The following is a 19,314-nucleotide window of genomic DNA, read 5'->3' as shown; positions in this document are numbered from 1 at the left end:
TTCTGTTTTTCTATCGTAAACGGATTATCTTAGGTGTACAATAAGAGTTCATGATATCTGTACCAGTACAAGGGGGAAATGGTGTGAGGAAATATGATCAGCTTGTTTTGAGCTTAAAAGAGAGAATCGAGTGCGGTGAGTACAGGGCTGGTATGAAAATCCCTTCAATTCGCCACTTAGCAGCTCAATATGCTGTGAGTAAAAGCACGGTCATCAAAGCGCTAGACACATTGGAACGTGAACACCTGTTTTATTCTGTGGAAAGAAGCGGCTATTTTGTCGTGAAAACGAATCAGTCTTTGGGCAAGCAGGACAGCACACGGATTGATTTCGCTTCATCGGCGCCTGATCCTGTTGTGTTTCCATATGTCGATTTCCAGCACTGCATCAACCAAGCGATCGATTTGTATCAAAATGATCTATTTATTTACGGTACAGCCAACGGATTACCGTCCCTGCTGCCAGTCATTTCAAAGCGATTGATGGATTATCAGGTATTTGCAAATCCAGAACAGATCGTTATGACCTCTGGTATTCAGCTGGCTTTATCGATTTTAAGCACCATCCCGTTTCCGAATGGAAAACAGACCATATTAGTCGAACAGCCTGGCTATCACCTATACCTCAAATATTTAGAGAAAAATCAATTGCCCGTGCGCGGGATTCAGCGGACTGAAAAAGGACTAGATCTTCAGGAATTGGAGCGCATCTTTCGAGAAGAGGAGATTCGCTTTTTCTATACGATGCCAAGATTTCAAAATCCGCTTGGAACGAGTCTATCGAAACAAGAAAAAATAGCGATTGCAGCCCTTGCTGAGACATATGATGTCTACATCGTTGAAGATGATTATGTAGCTGATTTAGAATTCGATACAAAAAGAGACCCGATCTATTCTTACGATCAGGCGGGAAAGGTCATTTATTTAAAAAGCTTCTCAAAAATCATCTTTCCAGGACTTCGAACAGGAGCTGTCGTCTTACCTGAAGAACTGATTGGACCTTTTAGTGAACACAAACGGCTCATTGATATCGACAGCTCGATGCTGTCTCAGGCAGCCTTAGAAATTTATTTGAAAAGCGGGATGTTTGAGCGGCATAGAGAAAGGATGCGGACAACCTATCGAAACCGATCCAAACAGCTGGTGACATGTTTAAAAAACGACCAAGGCACCTATCAGCTGGGGGAAGAGGACCCAGCTACCCATACACACCTTCTTGTCGATCGGTCCATTCCGATGAATCAGCTCATTCATCAGCTGAAAAAGGCAACTGTTTACGTTCAGCCAATAGACCGCCATTACATCTCTACTTTTCAGAAAGCCCCCATTCTTCCACTGAACATCTGGCACGTGAAAGAAGAGCAATTAACACGCGGAGTCGATTTGTTACAGACGGCACTTCAGCAAATCGCACGTTATTAAAGGCGGGACAGCACCTCGTTGCAAGTGAGTGTCTCGACACTCTCAGCCGCAGCAGGTTTTCTTGTGCACACGGCCATTTGATAAGCAGGATCAAGTGAGTATGTTTGGACAAAGCAAGGGGCTTCATGATCAGGTAATGTCAAAGAAGCCTGTCCATCTGCTGACAGACGGGCTGTAAAGGACGAAAGACCATAGGATAAGCCCTTTCCAGTCAGCTTGATAAAGGCCTCCTTCATTGACCATAGATGAAAGAAGTAGGCTTCCTGTCGTTCCGCCGGTTGTGAAAGTAAATCCTGATATTCATCAGCTGAAAAAAACCGCTTGGCAATCGCTAGATCAATGGGCTTCATCTCCTCAATATCGATGCCAACGGGTGCATCATCTACTGCGCAAACCACCCAATCGCCAGAGTGAGAAAGGTTAAAATGAAAGGAAGGGATTTGCCGGACGACAGGCTTGCCATTTTCCTCTGTTTCAAACACAATTTGATCTATAGGAATGGCGTACATATCATGGATGATTTGACGAATCAACACTTCACCTAACAGCGTTCTTCTTGCATCGATCAGAAAACGAAAGTGCTCAGCCGCAGCGCGCTTTTCAGGTGACACCAAGGGCTTCAGCCGATCGATTTGTTTTCGTGCTTCTATGTCATGTAAGTGTTGTAATTGGATAGTGAAAATCTTCATAACGAACCTCAATTTTTTACATTGATTGTACCATTTGAGGGAGCCATGCAAAAGGAAAACAGGAATCATCGTGAAAAAAGCTGCATGAGGACTCTTCTCCTGTTTGAGATATGGAAATATTCAGTTTATTGAGTGTAGCACAAGAAAAGCCATTCTCATCAGTAGAATGGCTTTTTCCTATCGGGTAAGGGTTTGAACGGGTTTTTCTGCCGTTTTTGTAATAAGCAGCTGCAAAAGCCGTGTGGATTGCGGCAAGGAGAAACGGAGTACGAGTCCTGTAAAGATGGCGGTCAGAATTGTTCCAATTCCGATCGGTCCGCCAAGCATCCATGCAAATAGAAGCACTGTTAGCTCAATTCCATTTCGGACCCATTGCACGTTCAAGCCTGTTTTTGCTGAGATGAGCAGCATTAATGAATCTCTTGGCCCGGCGCCAAGATTGGCTGAAACATAAATGCCGACACCGTAACCAGAAACAACAACGCCCGTAATAAACACATATAAAGCGGGTAAATACCCATGTGGTGCAGGTAATACCGCATTAAAGAAATCAATAAACACGCCAATCAGCACCATGTTCAGTAAAGCGCCGATCTTTGGAAATGATTTCGTGAAAACAGATGTCAGTGTCACAATCAGTGCACCAATAATGATGGACCATTGTCCAATCGTGAGTCCAAAGTGCTGAAACAGTCCGTAATGAAAAGCGTCCCAAGGACCAATTCCGAGGATCTTTCCTTTCACTGTCAGCGATAGTCCAAAAGCAAGTACAATCAACCCAACAAAATAAAAAAACCAACGTAAAAGATGTTCCCGCTTCAAAAGCATTCCCTTCTTTCTTAAACACTCGATTTCCATCGTAACATACTCACACGCCCCTTTAAATGGCTTTGCTCAATTGTAATCGCTTACTTTTGAAAAGATGAAAAAAGGCCGCTCTCATCACGTGAGAACAGCCTTTTTTCATCATACCGGATTCAAAATCCGGTTTAAGAATTGCTTTGTTCGTTCTTCCTTCGGTCGTTTGAAAATTTCTTCCGGAGGACCTTGTTCGACAATGACGCCGCCATCAATAAAAATCACCTCGTCTGCCACTTCTTGGGCAAACTTGATTTCATGTGTGACAACCGCCATGGTCCAGCCTTCTTTCGCTAAATCCTTCATGACCTTTAACACTTCCCCGACAAGCTCAGGATCAAGCGCAGAGGTTGGTTCATCAAAAAGCATGAGCTCTGGCTGAATGGCAAGTGCACGGGCAATGCCGACACGCTGCTTTTGACCGCCTGACAGCTGGAAGGGATACAGATCTTTTTTATCTTCAAGGCCAACCTTTTGAAGGAGCTGGATGGCTTCTTTTCGTACCGTTTCCTTCGTCCGGCGCTGCACTTGAACAGGACCTTCCATCACGTTCTCAAGCACGGTGCGGTGTGGAAACAGGTGATAATCCTGAAACACCATGCCCGACTTACGGCGAAGCTTCAGCAGGTCAGCTGGTTTATTCTTTTTCGAAAAATCAATCGAGAAATCATCGAAGGTAAAGGAGCCGCCATTTGGTGTTTCAAGTGCATTCAAACAGCGAAGCATCGTTGTTTTTCCTGAACCTGATGGACCAAGGATGGCCACAACCTGTCCTTTGTTGATCGTAAAATCAATCGACTTTAGAATCTCATTTTCACCAAAGGATTTCTTTAAGCCTTTGACTGTTAACATGTTGTTCCCTCCTTACCTTGCGACATATCGATCAAGTCGTTTTTCAATTTGGTGCTGAACGAGCGATAGAATGAAGCAGAATACCCAATAGATGAGGGCTGCTTCCATATAAATGAACAAAATTTGATCCAAGTTCGCCGCAGCAATTTCCTGTGACTTACGGAAAAGCTCTGCCACAAGGATTTGGGATGCAAGGGACGTATCCTTCACTAAGCTAATAAATGAATTAGACAGCGGCGGAATCGATACACGCACCGCCTGCGGTAAAATGACACGGACGAGCGTTTTGCGATGCGTCATCCCGATGGAATAACCAGCTTCCCATTGTCCTTTTGGAACAGAAAGGACGGATGCACGGATAATTTCCGAGGCATACGCACCTACGTTTAATGAAAAAGCAATAATGGCACTTGGATATGGATCTAGTGTGATATTAAATGCCGGAAAGAAATAGAAAATAATAAACAATTGCACAAAAAGCGGCGTTCCACGAACGGCCGATACATAAATGGAGAAAATCCATCTGAGCGCTTTGATCTTAGACATTCTTGCAAGAGCTGTTACAAGCGCGATAAAAAGACCAATCACAAAGGCAATGATGGCCAAGGGAATTGTATAATAAATTCCCTGCATCACCATTGGCCAAAAAGATTGCTGAAGAAGATCCCAAGGAATGACGACTCCTAGGGTATTATTTTGTAACATCTTCACCAAACCATTTCTTAGAAATCTTCGCGAGAGTACCGTCTTTCTTCATTTCTTTTAATGCGCCATTCACTTTGTCAACGACTTCGCCGCTGCCTTTTCTGAAGGCAAAATAGGTTTCTTGAGGATCTCCTGTTTCAAATGCAACTTTTAGGTTTTTGTTACCGCTTGTTTTCAAGTAGTTCAATACAGCCAATTTGTCATTGAACGTCAGATCAGCACGTCCTTGCTGAATCAATTGAATGGATTGTGCAAGACCTTCAACGCCTTCAATCTTAGCGCCAGCATCTGTAGCAAGCTTATTGTAGTTACTTGTTAATGATTGTGCTGCTTTTTTGCCTTTTACATCAGATAGTTTTTTGATGTCGTTGTTATCTGATTTTGTCACAACAATGGCTTGAGACGTTGTGTATTTATCAGAGAACTCATATTGATTTTCACGGTTAGTTTTACCAACTTGGTTCGCTACCACGTCAAAACGCTTTGAATTCAGTCCAGCAAACATGCTGTCCCATTGTGTTTCTTTGAATTCAGGTTTTAAGTCAAGACGTTTTGCTACTTCTGTGATGACCTCTACATCATAGCCAGTTAATTGATCTGTCTTTTTGTCATGGAATGTGAAAGGAGCATAAGTACCCTCTGTACCGATCGTTAATACACCTTTATCCTGAATGGATTTCCAAAGGTCTCCTGATTCCTTAGACCCAGATTGTTTATTCGCGTTGTCGTTTGCACCTGATCCACATGCCGTGATCAATGCAACACAAGCGCCTAAAATAATGGCAAAGAACATTTTTTTCATTTTATTCCCCACTTTTCTTGTTGGTATTTACAACATCTGATCTTACAGAGAAGCAACCTAAAAGTAAAGCATTTGAAATTATCTTGAGCGAATCTCACCAACTTTATGCCCGCAAATGGTCGAACGGACAACCGATAGAACTATACCAAATCAAAAGATGAATACAACGAAACATGAACGCAAACTCAAGCGATCATTAAGATCATTCGAGTGGTGAGAATGTTAGATAGACTATTTAATGGGAAAATATGCTATGATCATCACATCGAAAGAGTTAAGGCGATGTTTGACATTAGATTCATTTGACTTTTAATAAAATAAAGGAAACGATCCTCCAGTGAACAAAAGTAATAAAAGGGAAGTGTGATCATTTGCAAACATCAAAACAAAAACCCGTCATGATCTTAATACACGAAATATACGGAATAAATGATCATATGAAGAGGATGATCCATCATTTTGAAAAAGCTGGTTTTGAGGTCTACTGTCCTCATTTATTGGGACAGGTCAAACACTTCCCTTATGCCAGTGAGAATGAGGCTTACGGCTACTTTATGAATAAAGTTGGTTTTGATGAATCGGTAGAGAGCGTACTGAATGTAGCAAAAGAGTTGAAAACAAAAAATCCAGAGATCAACATATTTCTACTAGGTTTTAGTGTGGGGGCAACAATTGCCTGGCGATGCAGCCAATATGATCAGTTGTTTACCGGAGTCATTGGATTTTATGGTTCAAGGATCAGAGATTACGTCGATATTACGCCTGCCTGCAAAACGCTGTTATTTTTCCCAGAGGTCGAAGCATCCTTTAACCCTCGGGAGGTTGCGAGTGTTTTGGAGAAAAAGGATGAGCTTTGCGTGACAATAGTAGAGGGAAAGCATGGATTTGCCAATCCATATTCTGCGGCTTTTCACGCTGAATCGAAAAATCGTTGCTTTCAGGAAATAGATGATTTTATCAAAGCAGGTCTGCTGAAAGAAGTATGACTTGTGGATGTTTAAACAGTGGTGTCTTATAGTGATCATAAGAAATGTCTGAAATGAGACTCGAAAAGAGCGAAATGAAACCAGTGTGTAAAGATAAAGTTGCACGCTGGTTTTTTTGTGAAAACATTTTGGATAAATGGCAACCTATCAAATGCTCAGACCCACCGCCCATTTGTGCGAACATTACTAAAATAAAGACTTTGTGACAGTGACCATAGAAGGAAGCATATTTATTATAAAAGATGTATAATTAGTAGGTTGTTTTAAAAATGGAATGAATCACATGGAGACATGTTTTGATAACAGAGCATCTTAGAAGAAGGAGGGCATCATTGTGGATGTTGGACAAAATCAGCCTGAACAATTAAAAAGGGCGATGACCTCCCGCCATTTATTTATGATTTCACTTGGCGGTGTCATTGGGACAGGCTTTTTCTTAGGAACGGGCTATACGATTGGACAAGCAGGTCCAGTCGGAGCCGTTCTTTCCTATGTTGTGGGCGGATTGATTATGTATTTAACCATGCTGTGTCTTGGAGAGCTGTCAGTTGCACTTCCTGTGTCAGGTTCGTTTCATACGTACGCGACCAAATTTGTCAGTCCTGCGGCTGGCTTTGCTGTTGGCTGGATTTATTGGCTCGGCTGGGCGGCAACCGTCGCACTTGAATTCTTATCAGCAGGACAGCTGATGAGGCGCTGGCTTCCGCAAGTGGATGTGTGGATCTGGTGTTTCATATTTGGGCTGTGTCTTTTCTTATTAAATGCCCGATCTGCGAAAGCGTTCGGGGAGTCGGAATTTTTCTTTTCAACCATTAAGATTGTCGCTATCTTATTATTTATTGGTGTAGGCGGAGCTGCAATGTTTGGTTTCATTCAAACAACTAGCGGGGAATCTGCTCCTTACTTCAGTCATTTTGTGAGTGATGGGCTGTTTCCAAATGGATTGCTCGCCGTTGTGGTCACGATGATCACGGTGAATTTTTCGTTTCAAGGGACAGAGCTGATTGGGATTGCGGCAGGTGAGAGTGAAAACCCTGAGAAAACTGTACCTCGCTCAATTCACCAGACGGTTTGGCGTACACTCGTCTTTTTCGTTTTATCTGTTTTCGTATTAGCGGGTATGGTGCCTTGGAAGGAAGCTGGTGTGCTGGAAAGCCCATTTGTCACCGTGTTTGAGAGAACGGGGATTCCTTATGCGGCAGACATCATGAACTTTGTTATTATCATCGCTTTATTATCTGTTGCAAACTCTGGCTTGTATGCTTCAACGAGAATGCTGTATTCCTTATCGAAGGAAGGAATGGCAGGAAAGGCGTTCAGACGAGTGAATCGGCGCGGTATTCCGATGAATGCCTTACTGCTTACCTTCCTGTTTACAGGGATTTCGCTATTATCTGGGTTCTTTGCAGAGAAAACCGTCTTTGTCTGGATTGTTTCCATTGCCGGAATGAGTGCCCAGGCTGGCTGGATCACAATTACATTATCACAGCTGCTTTTCCGCAGGAGATATTTGAAAGCAGGCGGAAAGCTGGAAAATTTGAAATTTAAAACACCCCTTTATCCGGTTCTGCCGATCATTGCGATCACGATGAATACGATCGTATTGGTCAGCCTTGCCTTTGATCCGGAGCAGCGTATCGGGTTATATGTCGGCGTACCACTCATGATCATTGGATATGTCGTCTATCACCGCTATGTGAAGAAACATCAAGTGAAAAGCGAACCGCTCAAACTGCAAATTCGTGGAGATGATGAGATTCGGTTTTAAACCATAAAAAAGAAGCCCACCCAGTCGGGGGGCTTCTTTTTTGATTTAATGAACGCCTTTCATCGCTTTCTTAATCACGGGTGAAAGCATCAGCATGACACCACATAAAATGATGGCGATGAGGCCGATGATACCGAAATAAACGGTTTCTGGCACTTTATCAAACAGTTTGACCACTTGCGCATTGATTGCCTGTGCCATCGCATTTGAAAGGAACCAAAGGCTCATCGTTTGTGCTGAGAAGGCAGCAGGTGCAAGCTTGGTTGTCGCTGACAGACCAACTGGTGACAAGCAGAGCTCTCCGATCACGACAAGGAAGAAGCTCAGAACGAGCCATAATGGGCTTACAAGTGTGTTTGGACCAGACATGTATGCAGGAATGATCATGATGATGAAGGATAACCCTGCAAACAGAAGGCCAAGTGAGAACTTAATCGGGGTAGACGGCTGTTTCTTACCGAGTCTGACCCATAACCAAGCAAATACTGGGGACAGCAGCACAATAAAGATCGGGTTCAATGATTGGAACCAAGAAGAGGCTAGTGTCATCCCAAAGAAATTCAAGTTTGTTCGTTGATCCGCATATGTGGCTAAAATGTTTGAGCCTTGTTCTTGAATGGCCCAGAACATCACCGCAGCTAGGAACAATGGAATATAAGCGAGTACCCTGGATTGCTCCACGGCGCTCGTCTTTTTACTGAAATACATCACAATAAAATAAACAATCGGAATGAGGACGCCAAGGACACTGACAAACCAAGTGAATAGATTAATGGTAAGCGTGCCTGTTTGGATGCCAATGACAGCAAAAACAGCGAGCACAACCACGATCAATGTGCCGAAAATTTTGATGTTCTTGCGTTCAGCGGCTGATAGCGGATTTGTGACATAGGTGCCAGCAAGACCAAGATTCGGCTTTTTCGTGATCACAAACGTAATGAGTCCAACAAGCATACCAACGGCAGCGAGTGAGAAACCAAGATGGAAATTCACTTTTTGACCGAGTGTTCCGACAATTAATGGCGCAATAAAACCACCCATGTTGATTCCCATGTAGAAAATACTAAACCCAGAATCCCTGCGAGAGTCCGTTTTTGTATACAGGTCACCGACAATGTTTGAAACGTTAGGCTTCAGGAGACCTGTCCCAATAATAATCAGCCCCATACTAATAAAGAGCGCTGTTGCTCCGCTTGGCAGAGCCAAAATAACATGACCAAGCATAATGAAGACCCCGCCATAAAAGACCGTACTGGACGAACCGAATACCCGGTCGGCGAGCCATCCACCAATCACTCCTGACATATAGACAAGGGCACCGTAGACAGACATGATCGAATTGGCTGTCGTCTGGTCAAAGCCAAGACCGCCTTTTGTCACCTCTGTGTACATATAATAAATAAGCAGTGCACGCATGCCATAATAAGAAAAACGCTCCCAAAATTCAGTGAAAAACAGTGTATAAAGTCCTTTAGGATGTCCAAAAAAACCTTTTTGAGGCACACTTTTAACAATTTTATCGTGGTCAATTGTAGACATGGCATAGATCCTTTCTTAAAAAAGAGATATGAGAAAAATGATATTCTTGTATAGTTCTTGTGTCAATATAAAACTATTCTAAAACAGGAAAATGTTAGATCAATAGGCGTAAAGACTTAAAATTATCAAAAATTCATTCAAGTGAAAATTATCGGAAAGTGATTCCGGAAGAATTTATATAAAATTTGAAGTATTGTACAGGCAAACCTTTCCCGCATGCATAGGATGATGAGAGGACATGTGTGAAAAGGAGGGGTTTTGGTTGGGGGAATTAAATGAATCTGATCTGAAAAAACCCGTTGTCAATGTACTAGATTTTGGTGTGATTGCTGACGGGAAAACGGACTGTACAGCCAAGCTCAATGAATGCTTAGAATGGACGAAAGCACAAGGCTACTCCCACGTCTGGCTTCCGAGCGGCACGTATGTAATCGATGCGGTGTACAGAGGTGATCCATTTTTTCCTTTCCGAGGTGCAGGCATACGGGTGCCAAGTCATATATGTATTGAGATGGCATCAGACGCTGTGATAAAGGTAAAACCAAACGATTCGTGGGGATATGCAGCCTTTTATATAGGAAAGGTTCAGCATGTGACCATCCGGGGCGGGCGGATTGAAGGGGATCGTCATGAGCATGTGTACAAGTCACTCCCCGCTGAAAGAAAAACACATGAGTGGGGCTTTGGCGTATGTATTGAAGGCGCCTCCCATGTGAATGTGAATCATGTGCAGATAAAGAATTGTACTGGAGACGGCATCATTGTCAGTCCCCATGGTTTATTGACACAGGCTGAGTCGTACTCGCCTGCTGCATCTATTCACATTTCTGGCTGCACGATCACAGACTCGAGACGAAACAATATATCGATTACAGGCTGTGATGGTGTCATTGTCGAGGACTGTCTGCTGGAAAGAGCAGGAGTAAACGGGGTCGAGCCGAGAATGGGGATTGATATTGAAGGTTACGGAGAAAGTGCGATCAATATGGAAGAACCGCTGAATATTCAGATTCGAAACAATATTGTCAGAGGTGGTGCAGCAAGCTCCATTTATAACTTCAACGGCTATGGTGTGATCATTGAAGGTAATCATACAGATAGCAGTATTTCCTATGGCTTCGCCACCGAAACAATCATTGCAAACAATTTGATCCGTGCAGTGGGAGGGGGCGTAACAAAAGCTGGGATTACGAGCTTAGGTGTCTCGCTTGGTCAAACAGAAAACAATGTGATCATTATTGGCAATATGATTGAGGGGTTTGAAAAAGGCATTGACGTGAGGGGCGACAGCGTTCACATCACAGGCAATAAGATCAGTCTTTTTGAAGATGCGGCAGTGTCCGTTTACATGGCGAATCGCATTCTAATAGAAGGAAATCATATTGAATCAGGGACGAATACACGCCTGAGAAGCACATCCCTGCGTATCTATCAATCGGATAGCGTCGTCTTTTCAAACAATACGATCTACTCTGTCATCGATGCGGCGATGGTGAGAGGAACAAATATCCTGATCCAGCACAATCAATTCAAAGAATTCAGCAGAGGGATATGGGTACAGGAGGGAGAAGCTGGGATCAACGGCAATCACTTTATTCAAGAAGGGCAAACGCAGCTCACGTCTTCGTATACGATCAGTGTTACAGGAAATGCAAAGGCTTTCATATGGCAGAATCGCTTTAAGCACTACCAAAACTACGCTGTATACAGCAGCACGACGGGGCCTTTAGAGATTAAAGATAATTCCTTTGAAGAAACATCCTTATATGTAGTGATTTATATTAAAAATGGCTCACCACAGATTGGAGATAACCGCTTTTATTTAAATCGTTCGATCGGCCAGCCGACGGCGATCTTTATTGATCAAGCCGCTTCGGCACGTGTGCTGCGGAATAATATCATCAATCTATCTCCTCAAAAGGCGATTGCTATTCGCACAGCGTCTTCTACTCATTCTGTTATCGCCCATAACATGCTGGAGCGCAGTCAATTGATGACACATACGACGGACCAGCTCATCGGAAATATTGAAATTGATACACCGTAACGGCTTGTAAAATCCCTTATTTTGGAGGTTTAGAAGGCGGTTGACAACCAGGTAAAAAGGGCATATAGTAATAATTATTTTTCATTTTTCGCAACATTTGCCCTTTTTTTATTGATAAAACCGATTAATTCAATCAGAAAAATGTATCTTATGAGGACTTCAGTTTGATACAGCAGGATATAGAAAGGATGAAGAACAAGTGTCTCAGCCGAAAAGGAAGCTCAAGCTAGGCGTATTCATCGCAGGAACTGGACATCATGTCGCCTCGTGGAGACATCCGAATGCAGTACCAGATGCAGCTATGAATCTTGATTACTTTAAACAATTAGCAAAAAAAGCAGAGGAAGGAAAGCTGGATTTGCTCTTTTTAGCCGACAGCTTATCTATTAATCAAACCTCTCATCCGAACGTATTAACGAGATTTGAACCGCTCACACTGCTTTCGTCCATTGCAGAGTCTACCTCTACAATTGGTTTAGCAGCAACAGCATCCACTACATACAGTGAGCCATTCCATATTGCGAGACAATTTGCCTCACTTGATCATTTATCAGGCGGCAGAGCAGCATGGAATGTTGTCACCTCCTCTATTGAAGAAACAGCGGAAAATTTTAGCGGAGAAGAGCATTTAGCGCATCACAAACGATATGAGCGAGCAGAAGAATTCGTAGAGGTCGTCAAAGGTCTTTGGGATTCTTGGGAAGAGGACGCGCTTGTGAGAAACCAAGAAACGGGAGAATTCTTCGAGTCTAGTAAGCTTCATGAGCTACAGCACAAGGGTGAGTTCTTCTCTGTACGGGGCCCGCTCAACGTATCACGTACGCCGCAAGGACAGCCGGTGATCATTCAAGCAGGGTCTTCCAAAGATGGTCAAAAGCTTGCAGCTAAAACAGCTGAGCTTATTTTCACTGCCCAAAACGATCTCGATAAGGCGAAGGAATTTTATCAAAGCTTGAAAGGGAAAGTAGAGGCTGCTGGACGTGCTAGAGAGGACGTCAGCATCATGCCGGGCATCTTCCCAATCATTGCCGATACAGAGGAAGCAGCAAAAGCGAAGTATGAAGAATTACAAGAGCTGATTGTTCCTGAGATTGGTCTAAGCATTTTGCAAAACTACTTAGGTGGTATTGATCTTTCCCAGTATCCATTAGACGGCCCGCTTCCAGAGATTGATCCAAGCACGTCAAATGCGGTGAAAAGCCGCTTTGATCTTGTGATGAATATGGCGAGAACCGGCAACCTGACCATTCGCCAGCTCTACCAATCTGTTGCTGGCTCTCGCGGTCATCATATTTTCATTGGAACACCGGAGCAGCTAGCAGATGTCATGGAAACATGGCTCACTGAGGAAGCAGCAGATGGCTTTAACATCATGCCGCCATTATTGCCAGAAGGGCTTGATGTATTCGTAGATCGCGTCGTCCCGATCCTTCAGGAAAGAGGCTTATTTAAAACAGAATACACAGGACAAACCTTACGAGAAAATCTCGGATTAACGCAGCCAAAAAATCGTTATACGACATAAGGATGAGGTGACTAACGTTGGGATACACTTTTCGTCTGGCAACAGAGGCAGATACAGAAGCACTGCTTGAACTGACAACAAGAGCCTATGAGCCGATTCGTGAGCTCGGCATCCAGTTCCAGGCAGCACATGCAGATTTTGCTCTCGTTCAGCAAAATGTACAAAAGAATCTTTGCTATGTCATGGAAGAAAACGGGGAGATTTTATCCACCTTATCACTCCGTATGCCTTGGGGAGAGCAGCCAGGACCGTTCGGCGTCCCGCACATCTGGTGGTTTGCCTCAGAACCAGCCGCTAAAAAAGGCACAGGTTCTGCCTTGCTGGAATGGGTTGAAGCCGAAGTGCTAAGGGATACACTGAAGGTACCATATGTGTCTCTCGGTACAGCAGATAAGCATCCGTGGCTCATGGATATGTATGAGCGAAAAGGCTACGTCAGAGCAGGTGAAAAGGATTTAGGCAAGGGCCATATCACGGTTTATTTTAAAAAAGAATTAAGATCAGATATTACACAACCATAAGAGGAAAGAAGGGTTTACGAACATGAAAAACAAAAAGTGGCTGGTCGTTCTATTTGCGGCAATGCTTGCGGTTTTAGCAGCTTGCGGCGGCAACAATCAAAGTGAAGGCAAAGACGAAAAAGTGTTAAAAGTAGGCGCTACAGGACAAAGCTATCCGTTTGCCTATAAAGACAATGGCAAGCTTGTTGGCTTCGATGTTGAAGTCACAGAAGCGATTGCGAAAAAGCTGGGCTACAAACTAGACTGGCAGCTGAGTGAATTCAGCGGACTCATGGGGCAGCTGACATCTGGCAAGCTGGATACAGTGTCAAACCAAGTAGCGATCACAGATGAGCGTAAACAAACGTTTAACTTTACAGATACGTACGCTTACGCAGGAACACAAATCATCGTGAAAAAGGACAACAATGACATCAAAGGTCTTGACGACTTAAAGGGAAAAACAGTGGCGGCGGTTCTTGGCTCAAACCATGCCAAAAACCTAGAGAGCAAAGACCCAGATAAGAAAATCAATATCAAAACATATGAAACGCAAGACGGCGTATTAAATGAAGTGGCAAATGGCCGCGTGGATGCTTACGTCAACGGACGCAGTGTATTACTTGCTCAGATTGAAAAAACAGGTCTTCCACTGAAGATCGTAGGCAACCCCATTGTGTATGAAGAAGTGGGCTATCCATTTGCCAAAGATGAAAAGCATGACAAGCTAAGAGAAGAATTTAACAAAGCCATCAAAGAATTAAGAGAAGACGGGACACTTAAGAAATTGTCTGAGAAATATTTCAAAGACGATGTCACAGTGCCAATTAAAAAATAAAGACAGCGGCGGTGAACAGCAGACATGAATAACATTGATTGGCAGTATATGGTGACGGTTTTTCCGACCTTGATTCAATACTTGCCGATAACGATCTTCATGGCGATTGTCTCCATGGTATTTGCCATTATCATTGGTGTGGTATTCGCTCTCATTACAAAAAACCGGATACCTGTCCTATACCAATTTGCCAAGCTGTATATTTCTTTCTTCAGAGCGGTTCCAACCTTGGTTCAGCTCTTTCTCATTTATTTTGGTCTTCCGCAGTTATTCCCTGCGATGACCTCAATGGATGCCTTAACAGCGGTCATTATCGGATTAAGTATTAAAAACTCAGCGTACTTAGCAGAAATTTTCAGAGCGGCACTCAATTCTGTTGATGAAGGACAGCTTGAGGCTTGTTTATCTGTCGGCATGACAAGATGGCAGTCTTACGTCAGAATTATTTTCCCGCAGGCAGTCAGAAATGCGATTCCAGCGACGGGAAATACCTTTATCGGTCTTTTAAAAGAAACCTCTCTTGCCTTTACCATCGGGGTGGCAGAAATGTTTGCACAAGGGAAGATGATTGCATCGGCGAACTATAAATATTTTGAAACCTACTTAGCTGTTGGAATTGTGTACTGGGTGCTGACCATCATTTATAGCTTCCTGCAAGACCTATTTGAACGAAAAATCAGCAAACCTTACCGGAATTAAGGAGGTGTGGACATGATCAAGCTCACCAATTTGAAGAAATCATTCGGCGACCTTGTCGTCTTAGACGGAATCAATCTCGATGTACAAAAAGGGCAGGTTGTGGCCATTATCGGACCTTCTGGCTCCGGTAAATCAACCTTGCTGCGCTGCTTAAATTTATTAGAAACGCCAGATGAAGGCACGATTGAAATTGGCGATGCGAAGCTGAATGCGTCCAAATATACACGTAAAGAAGCACATCACCTCCGTCAACAAACGGCCATGGTGTTTCAAAGCTATAATTTATTCAAAAACAAAACAGCACTACAAAACATTACAGAATCACTGCTTGTGACGAAAAAAATGACGAAACAGCAGGCGAATGAGATCGGCATGGAGCTATTAAAGCAGGTGGGGCTAGAACAAAAAGCTGACAGCTATCCGGTCACGTTATCTGGCGGACAGCAGCAGCGGATTGGCATTACCCGTGCATTAGCAGTCGATCCTCACGCCATTTTACTGGATGAACCGACGTCAGCACTAGATCCAGAGCTGGTATCAGGCGTGCTTCAAGTCATTAAATCCATTGCGATTCAAGAAACGACTATGATCATCGTCACACATGAAATGGCGTTTGCAAGAGAAGTGGCAGACCATGTGATTTTTATGGCGGATGGTCATATTATTGAGCAGGGGACACCAACAGAACTATTTGATAAAACGAAGAATGAACGAACAAAACGATTTATCCAAAAAGAAGCAGCGGCTGAAGAAGCATAAGCTGCTTTTTACTCTTTAGAGGGGTGAGTGACTAGTGAAATCAATCGAAAATGAAGCCTTAAACAAACGTTTAATCAACATTCGCCGAGCGCTTCATGAACATCCAGAATTGTCATTTGAAGAATATGATACGACAAAGAAACTGCGCCGCTGGTTAGAAGAGGAAGGAATCACTGTACTTGATGTCCCGGCACTTCAAACAGGGGTTGTCTGTGAAATCAAAGGGGAACAAGAGGGATCAACGATTGCTCTTAGAGCGGATATTGATGCCCTGCCGATTGAAGAAGCATCTGGCGAACCATTTTCTTCAAAGGTACCGGGCAAAATGCATGCATGCGGTCATGATTTCCATACGGCTTCGATTTTTGGTGCGGCCGTTTTATTAAACGAGCGTAAACACGAGATCAAGGGAACGGTTCGCATTTTGTTCCAACCGGCTGAGGAAGTCGCTCAAGGGGCAAAACACGTCATAGAGGCAGGTGTTTTAGATGGGGTTGATGCAATTTTCGGTATGCACAACAAACCTGACCTGCCAGTTGGCACCATCGGCATCAGAGAAAAAGCATTAATGGCAAGTGTTGATCGATTTGAAATCGATATTAAAGGAACAGGCGGTCACGCAGGGATTCCGAATCACACGGTGGACCCGATTGCCATCAGCGGGCAGATCACAAGCGCTCTCCAGCAAATTGTCAGCCGCCGCATCAGCTCTTTGGATCATGCGGTTGTCAGCATTACACGTATTCAAGGCGGCACATCATGGAATGTGATACCTGACCGTGTCGAAATGGAAGGAACCGTCCGGACGTTTGAGCCAGAAGTGAGAGCGATGATTCCAGATCTCATGAAACAAATCGTAAGCGGGATTGCGGAAGGGTTTGGCGCAAAGGCAGAAGTGAGATGGCATCCATATTTGCCTTCTGTGATGAATGATGAGCGCCTGACAAAGGTTGTAGAAGAAACGGCTGGTGCGCTTGATCTCACAGTAGTTCAGGCAGAGCAGTCACCAGGTGGAGAAGACTTTGCCCTTTATCAAGAGAGAATTCCAGGCTTTTTTGTATGGATGGGGACAAGCGGCACAGAGGAGTGGCATCACCCTGCCTTTACGTTAAATGAAGACGCACTTCCAGTTGCCGCTGCCTTCTTTGCCGAGCTTGCGGTTCGGGCATTGGAGTCACGATCATGGAACTAACGAAACAGCTGGCAGAGGCTGTGCTTTTAGCTGATCCGCTGCAAGATCAGCGGGCCGTACAAATGGCCAAAAACGGTCTATTAGACGCTGCGGCAGCAGCGCTTGCTGCGAAAGAGGATGAAGGGATTCAGAAGCTGTTGCAGCTTGTTGAACAAGAAGGCGGAGCAGCGCAGATTCCGGTCATTGGACAAGGGAAGAAGGTCAGCCGTCAATCAGCAGCGATGCTAAACGGCTATCTCATCCATGCCCTTGATTATGATGATGTGCATTCAGATGTGAGAGGACATCCGAGTGCGGTCATCGTCCCGGCTTTGCTTTCGCAGCTGACAGACGGCAAAGGATACGGCGAACGATTTTTAGCCGCCTACATAACAGGTGTCGAAGTGATGGCAAGGCTTGGAGAATCCATCGGCAAGGCGCATTATGAGCGGGGCTGGCATAATACAGGAACACTTGGCGCCATTGCGGGAGTATGTGCCATTGGTTATTTGAAACATGTCTCGCGGGAAGAGCTGACGAAAGCGATCGGCTTTGCTGGTGCGCAATCAGCAGGAATACGGAAGCAATTTGGCACTGATATGAAACCATTACAAGCTGGCATAGCCGCTAAAACAGCCGTGTGGTCAATGGATTTAGCTTGTACAGGTTTTGGTGGGAGTGATTCAGTTCTTGATGGGGAAAACGGATTCTTTTCACTCTATGGAGATCAGGAGCTAGCGGAAAGACGCTTGCTAGAGGGCTATGGCACTACGTGGCGTATTGCTTCGCCGGGATTATGGTTCAAAGTTTATCCATTCTGTTCAGCCGCACACCATGCAGCAGATGCTATACGGTCATTGATGAAGGATCAGATTTCCATACAGGATCAGATTGAACAGGTCGACGTCATTTTTCCGCCTGGCGGAGATGCGGCGCTCACGGAGCGGACGCCTTTGACTGGAGAAGAAGGACGATTCAGTGTCGAGTACGTCATCGCACTTGCGGTGTTTGGACACACTTTATCACTGGATGCCTTTATGAAAAAAACCATTTCACCCGAGATGCGGACATGGATGAAACGGGTGAGCAGAGGATATGATCAAACAATAGACCCCCATCCAGACGCTGTCCCAAAAGGACGCTTTACCATTGTGAAGCTCTCCTTATCTGACGGCACCACCATCAGCAGGCGGGTCGATATTCCGCGGGGAGCACCCGGACACGCATTATCAATAGAAGACATCATGCAAAAGTTAAGCAGTGTGATAGACGCATCACATGCACAGCGGATTTTACAGGCAATTGAAGAGGGAAACGGCTCTTCTTATTTGCAGCTACTGGCTTAGTAAGGAAAAGGCTCATCAATCGAGATGAGCCTTCAGCGTGTAGACAAACCTCGCATTCTTTGTCAGGTCTGCGTGCCGGTGCTCACGAATCTCAAATTCGCTCCGCTCCGGTACTCGTCCTTCCTAGACTGCAAAGGTTTTCAATCACGCTGACAAGAAGACAAAGGGCTAAAATAAAGATCATTTTAGCCCTTTGTCAACAATATGAGGGCTCATCAATCGAGATGAGCCTTTTTTAATGGATTCAATTATTATTCTGCAAAAGAGTCAATGCCTTCTATGATTTCGCAAAGAAGATATTCAAAGAAGTGGTCTTTGGCGTAAATGGTATTATTCTCATATGGAGACCAATTAAGCACCGGGCACTCACCATCTTTCATTTGGTTTGTGTCTAGTACCATCATATAAGGACCGTGATTCACTATGACCACATAGCCTTCAGGAAGACCTTGTTCTTGAAAAGTACGAGTGGCCTCAATGACAGGTGATTCTTCAATTTCACCAGGTGAACCGCCCTCAATATGAATCCCTAAAATCCCGCCAGTTCCAAACTGTTTGATATACCATTTATAACTATCGGGAAGCGTGACATTTAATTCTTTTTCAATATAGGAGACTTCTTCATCAGTCAAAGAACCATAAATGACACTGTCCTCATCTTGATATTTTTTAAAGTAATGTAGAATCATATCTTCAACTAACATCTTGGGCCACCTTTTACAACGCCTTATCGAGGAATTTTCTTCATTTTCCCCCATTCTAACATTTTATTGGATGATGCATCCAACGCCATCAAAAAGTATGAATAA

The 19,314-nt window shown here is 44.0% G+C and carries 18 protein-coding genes; 11 read left to right on the top strand and 7 right to left on the bottom strand.

Annotated elements, in window-relative coordinates; all coding sequences use genetic code 11:
* Nucleotides 1-83: 83 nt before the first annotated feature.
* Nucleotides 84-1,421: an aminotransferase-like domain-containing protein gene (locus tag ACSLGF_RS12345; RefSeq protein ID WP_456005834.1), complete on the top strand. Its 1,338-nt coding sequence runs from the start codon at nucleotides 84-86 to the stop codon at nucleotides 1,419-1,421.
* Here the strand turns inward: ACSLGF_RS12345 and ACSLGF_RS12340 are convergent.
* The 5 genes from ACSLGF_RS12340 to tcyA all read right to left on the bottom strand — a co-directional run bounded on the left by ACSLGF_RS12340 (nucleotide 1,418) and on the right by tcyA (nucleotide 5,327).
* The gene (locus ACSLGF_RS12340; RefSeq protein WP_456005832.1) at nucleotides 1,418-2,110 is read right to left on the bottom strand and encodes a 4'-phosphopantetheinyl transferase family protein; all 693 of its coding nucleotides are present in this window, start codon (nucleotides 2,108-2,110) and stop codon (nucleotides 1,418-1,420) included. The genes ACSLGF_RS12345 and ACSLGF_RS12340 overlap by 4 nt on opposite strands.
* A gap of 177 nt (nucleotides 2,111-2,287) precedes the next feature.
* The gene (locus tag ACSLGF_RS12335; protein WP_456005829.1) at nucleotides 2,288-2,932 is read right to left on the bottom strand and encodes a YczE/YyaS/YitT family protein; all 645 of its coding nucleotides are present in this window, start codon (nucleotides 2,930-2,932) and stop codon (nucleotides 2,288-2,290) included.
* A gap of 144 nt (nucleotides 2,933-3,076) precedes the next feature.
* Nucleotides 3,077-3,820 (bottom strand): amino acid ABC transporter ATP-binding protein, encoded by a 744-nt coding sequence (locus ACSLGF_RS12330; protein ID WP_456005826.1) that lies wholly within the window; start codon nucleotides 3,818-3,820, stop codon nucleotides 3,077-3,079.
* 12 nt (nucleotides 3,821-3,832) lie between these two features.
* A complete protein-coding gene (locus ACSLGF_RS12325) occupies nucleotides 3,833-4,525 on the bottom strand; it encodes an amino acid ABC transporter permease (protein WP_456005857.1) in 693 nt (230 codons plus the stop codon).
* Entirely contained in the window at nucleotides 4,512-5,327 is an 816-nt protein-coding gene (gene tcyA / locus ACSLGF_RS12320; protein ID WP_456005823.1) for a cystine ABC transporter substrate-binding lipoprotein TcyA, read from the bottom strand. The genes ACSLGF_RS12325 and tcyA overlap by 14 nt, the downstream gene beginning before the upstream one ends.
* A gap of 371 nt (nucleotides 5,328-5,698) precedes the next feature.
* On the opposite strand from tcyA, the gene ACSLGF_RS12315 reads away from it, so the two are divergent.
* Together ACSLGF_RS12315 and ACSLGF_RS12310 are read left to right on the top strand one after the other, a co-directional pair.
* A complete protein-coding gene (locus ACSLGF_RS12315; protein ID WP_456005820.1) occupies nucleotides 5,699-6,313 on the top strand; it encodes a dienelactone hydrolase family protein in 615 nt (204 codons plus the stop codon).
* A gap of 334 nt (nucleotides 6,314-6,647) precedes the next feature.
* Nucleotides 6,648-8,081: an amino acid permease gene (locus ACSLGF_RS12310; protein WP_456005819.1), complete on the top strand. Its 1,434-nt coding sequence runs from the start codon at nucleotides 6,648-6,650 to the stop codon at nucleotides 8,079-8,081.
* Between the two features lie 45 nt (nucleotides 8,082-8,126).
* Here ACSLGF_RS12310 and ACSLGF_RS12305 read toward each other — a convergent pair whose 3' ends face one another.
* A complete protein-coding gene (locus ACSLGF_RS12305) occupies nucleotides 8,127-9,620 on the bottom strand; it encodes a peptide MFS transporter (RefSeq protein WP_456005817.1) in 1,494 nt (497 codons plus the stop codon).
* Between the two features lie 262 nt (nucleotides 9,621-9,882).
* Here ACSLGF_RS12305 and ACSLGF_RS12300 point away from each other — a divergent pair, with 262 nt between their 5' ends.
* The 8 genes from ACSLGF_RS12300 to ACSLGF_RS12265 all read left to right on the top strand — a co-directional run bounded on the left by ACSLGF_RS12300 (nucleotide 9,883) and on the right by ACSLGF_RS12265 (nucleotide 18,505).
* The gene (locus ACSLGF_RS12300) at nucleotides 9,883-11,667 is read left to right on the top strand and encodes a right-handed parallel beta-helix repeat-containing protein (protein ID WP_456005815.1); all 1,785 of its coding nucleotides are present in this window, start codon (nucleotides 9,883-9,885) and stop codon (nucleotides 11,665-11,667) included.
* 199 nt (nucleotides 11,668-11,866) lie between these two features.
* A complete protein-coding gene (locus ACSLGF_RS12295; RefSeq protein ID WP_456005812.1) occupies nucleotides 11,867-13,192 on the top strand; it encodes an LLM class flavin-dependent oxidoreductase in 1,326 nt (441 codons plus the stop codon).
* 17 nt (nucleotides 13,193-13,209) lie between these two features.
* On the top strand, nucleotides 13,210-13,713 hold the full coding sequence (locus ACSLGF_RS12290) for a GNAT family N-acetyltransferase (protein WP_456005810.1): 504 nt from the start codon (nucleotides 13,210-13,212) through the stop codon (nucleotides 13,711-13,713).
* A gap of 22 nt (nucleotides 13,714-13,735) precedes the next feature.
* Nucleotides 13,736-14,530, top strand: coding sequence for a transporter substrate-binding domain-containing protein (locus ACSLGF_RS12285; protein WP_456005808.1), 795 nt, complete (start codon nucleotides 13,736-13,738; stop codon nucleotides 14,528-14,530).
* A gap of 24 nt (nucleotides 14,531-14,554) precedes the next feature.
* Nucleotides 14,555-15,229 carry an amino acid ABC transporter permease gene (locus tag ACSLGF_RS12280; protein WP_099726059.1) on the top strand — a complete coding sequence of 225 codons (675 nt, stop codon included), beginning with the start codon at nucleotides 14,555-14,557 and terminating at the stop codon, nucleotides 15,227-15,229.
* A 12-nt stretch (nucleotides 15,230-15,241) separates the two neighbouring features.
* Entirely contained in the window at nucleotides 15,242-15,988 is a 747-nt protein-coding gene (locus ACSLGF_RS12275) for an amino acid ABC transporter ATP-binding protein (RefSeq protein WP_456005806.1), read from the top strand.
* A gap of 34 nt (nucleotides 15,989-16,022) precedes the next feature.
* Entirely contained in the window at nucleotides 16,023-17,180 is a 1,158-nt protein-coding gene (locus ACSLGF_RS12270) for an amidohydrolase (protein WP_456005803.1), read from the top strand.
* Complete coding sequence (locus tag ACSLGF_RS12265) at nucleotides 17,171-18,505, top strand: MmgE/PrpD family protein (protein WP_456005801.1); 1,335 nt, start codon at nucleotides 17,171-17,173, stop codon at nucleotides 18,503-18,505. Before ACSLGF_RS12270 ends, ACSLGF_RS12265 begins: the two co-directional genes overlap by 10 nt.
* Nucleotides 18,506-18,756: 251 nt before the next feature.
* On the opposite strand, the gene ACSLGF_RS12260 is transcribed toward ACSLGF_RS12265, so the two are convergent.
* Entirely contained in the window at nucleotides 18,757-19,209 is a 453-nt protein-coding gene (locus ACSLGF_RS12260) for an SMI1/KNR4 family protein (RefSeq protein ID WP_456005798.1), read from the bottom strand.
* Nucleotides 19,210-19,314: the final 105 nt, after the last annotated feature.

Source organism: Bacillus sp. A015, assembly GCF_053851875.1.
This window is presented reverse-complemented; position numbering and strand designations above follow the sequence as displayed.

Bases quoted from the DNA above. Each gene is read 5' to 3' on its own strand.
- ACSLGF_RS12340 (WP_456005832.1), bottom strand. From the start codon at position 2,110: ATGAAGATTTTCACTATCCAATTACAACACTTACATGACATAGAAGCA.
- ACSLGF_RS12330 (WP_456005826.1), bottom strand. From the start codon at position 3,820: ATGTTAACAGTCAAAGGCTTAAAGAAATCCTTTGGTGAAAATGAGATT.
- ACSLGF_RS12325 (WP_456005857.1), bottom strand. From the start codon at position 4,525: ATGTTACAAAATAATACCCTAGGAGTCGTCATTCCTTGGGATCTTCTT.
- tcyA (WP_456005823.1), bottom strand. From the start codon at position 5,327: ATGAAAAAAATGTTCTTTGCCATTATTTTAGGCGCTTGTGTTGCATTG.
- ACSLGF_RS12305 (WP_456005817.1), bottom strand. From the start codon at position 9,620: ATGTCTACAATTGACCACGATAAAATTGTTAAAAGTGTGCCTCAAAAA.
- ACSLGF_RS12285 (WP_456005808.1), top strand. From the start codon at position 13,736: ATGAAAAACAAAAAGTGGCTGGTCGTTCTATTTGCGGCAATGCTTGCG.
- ACSLGF_RS12280 (WP_099726059.1), top strand. From the start codon at position 14,555: ATGAATAACATTGATTGGCAGTATATGGTGACGGTTTTTCCGACCTTG.
- ACSLGF_RS12275 (WP_456005806.1), top strand. From the start codon at position 15,242: ATGATCAAGCTCACCAATTTGAAGAAATCATTCGGCGACCTTGTCGTC.
- ACSLGF_RS12265 (WP_456005801.1), top strand. From the start codon at position 17,171: ATGGAACTAACGAAACAGCTGGCAGAGGCTGTGCTTTTAGCTGATCCG.
- ACSLGF_RS12260 (WP_456005798.1), bottom strand. From the start codon at position 19,209: ATGTTAGTTGAAGATATGATTCTACATTACTTTAAAAAATATCAAGAT.